Source organism: Acidobacteriota bacterium (assembly GCA_003225175.1).
Classification (GTDB): domain Bacteria; phylum Acidobacteriota; class Terriglobia; order Terriglobales; family Acidobacteriaceae; genus Gp1-AA112.
This window is the reverse complement of record QIBA01000223.1, coordinates 1-1,775: the sequence shown is the minus strand read 5'-3', so window position 1 is coordinate 1,775 and position 1,775 is coordinate 1. Positions and strand designations below refer to the sequence as shown.

General features: G+C 55.5%; 2 protein-coding genes and 1 pseudogene. 1 reads left to right on the top strand and 2 read right to left on the bottom strand.

What is annotated here, in order from left to right:
* Both DMG62_24795 and DMG62_24790 read right to left on the bottom strand, forming a co-directional pair.
* On the bottom strand, window positions 1-192 hold a 192-nt coding region (locus DMG62_24795; GenBank protein ID PYY19268.1), incomplete at its 3' end, for a group 1 truncated hemoglobin.
* Between the two features lie 118 nt (window positions 193-310).
* Window positions 311-701: pseudogene (locus DMG62_24790) on the bottom strand (hypothetical protein).
* 225 nt (window positions 702-926) lie between these two features.
* Here DMG62_24790 and DMG62_24785 point away from each other — a divergent pair.
* Window positions 927-1,775 (top strand): two-component sensor histidine kinase (locus DMG62_24785; protein ID PYY19267.1); only part of this gene is annotated, 849 nt, incomplete at its 3' end.

Here is a 1,775-nt window from a genome sequence, read left to right as displayed (position 1 = left end):
ACCGACCATTTCAGTAACGAGATACTTAAACCCTGGTGGCGGCACCTTATGGTGGGCCTCATTTACCGCCGGGTTGGCGTTGAGCCTGGCATCGGTCATGACACGGTCGATAAGATCGTCGACTACGCAAGAAATGCTGTAAATCCCACCGAGCCGCTCATACAGGCTGGGTTTCTGCGGTTCCGCTGGCATAATCGGAATGACGAATCTAAAGATGAGGCGAAATGCGTTCCTTGTCGAGCAGAAAAGTGCCATCGACTGATGGTCTCAGTCGCGATGAGTGTGGATCGTGTCGCGTTCAGGAGTTTTTATAGGTGAAGCTCTTGAATCGGTCGGATTCTTTTCGCTCGTGACGGTTTTTTGGATTGTAGCAGGCGACCCGTAACGGATGCGAAGCAACGGCCGGGCTTTCAAAGTCGTCGAGGTCGCTGCGCTTTAGTGGGTTTTCTTTGAGGGTGAAATGCTTGTTGGTGCGCAGGTCGTAGATCCAGAGCTTCTCTGTCCAGGGTTTCTCGGCTGCTGGTTTGCGGTCGAAGAAGAGGACATTCGCTTTGACGCCTTGGGCGTAGACCTGAATTGCTGGGAGCAAAGAATGGGACCGGCAGGGCGAATGGCTGAGCGAGCGGGAGCGAACGAATCAAGATGCCGGTGGGCAGATGCGGGAGCGGGTGCACGTCAGCTTGCTTGAGCAAGGCGCGGCGGCGTCGGCGGTTATTTTGCGGAGAAGCGGACCATTTCAAAGCCGATCCAGGCGCTGATTCCATTTGGGACGACGCGCAAACAGCTGCAACTCCCATCCACTCGGGCGAAGATACCGGTCAAAACTGATTTCGGCGCGATGGGCAAATCGCAGACGAGAATGCCGGGCGAGCCTTGATAAACCTAGCACCGAACCACATAATAAAACCATCGATAATCTCGATAAACTGGCAACGCTCGTCAGGCAGGAAGGCGCCGCTCTCCTCTCGCACTGGCGGCAGCAGGTGAAACAACTGTCTTCCGCGCAGCATCTGGAAACCCCGGCGCTGAACGATCACATCCCGCATTTCCTGGAGGAATTAGCGAACGCGCTTCAATCGCAATCGCGCGAGACAATTCCCGAGGCGCTGGAAGGAAGCAGCCCCCCGGCCCATGGATTACAGCGTCTCCAGGAAGCGTTTGATCTCGAAGAGGTCGTTGCCGAGTACAACATCCTGCGCGGTTGCATTCACGATCTCGCCGAAAAGAATGGGTTGAGCCTCCAGGGAGAACCCTTCCACATTATGAACCGGGTCTTCGACCAGGCGATTGGCCTGGCCGTCCAAACCTATGCGACAGAGCGAGCCCTCGAAGTGCAGCGACGCCGGGAAGAGTATCTCGCTTTTGTGGCGCACGATCTCCGCACTCCACTCAATGCCATTTCGCTGGCGACAAGAGTTTTGGAAGTAACATTCCGGGAACCGAGTGAGCGCGCGGAATCAGCGCAGATGTTAAAAACCCTCGGCCGTAACGTCCAGCATCTGCAGAGGCTGGTCGACAAGATCATCGAGGAAAACATTAATCTCCGAACAGAAACCGGCATCAAACTCGAGCGGCGCGAATTTGACTTATGGCCTCTCGTCGAGGCTCTCATCCATGATCTTCGTCCAGTGGCTGGAACGGGCAGCACCCAGCTCATCAATGAAGTCCCGCACCACCTGGTCCTTTATGCAGATGCCAGCTTGTTGCGGCGGGTCTTTCAGAACTTGATCGCCAACGCCATTAAGTTCACGCCCCGCGGAAAAGTTCTCATCAAG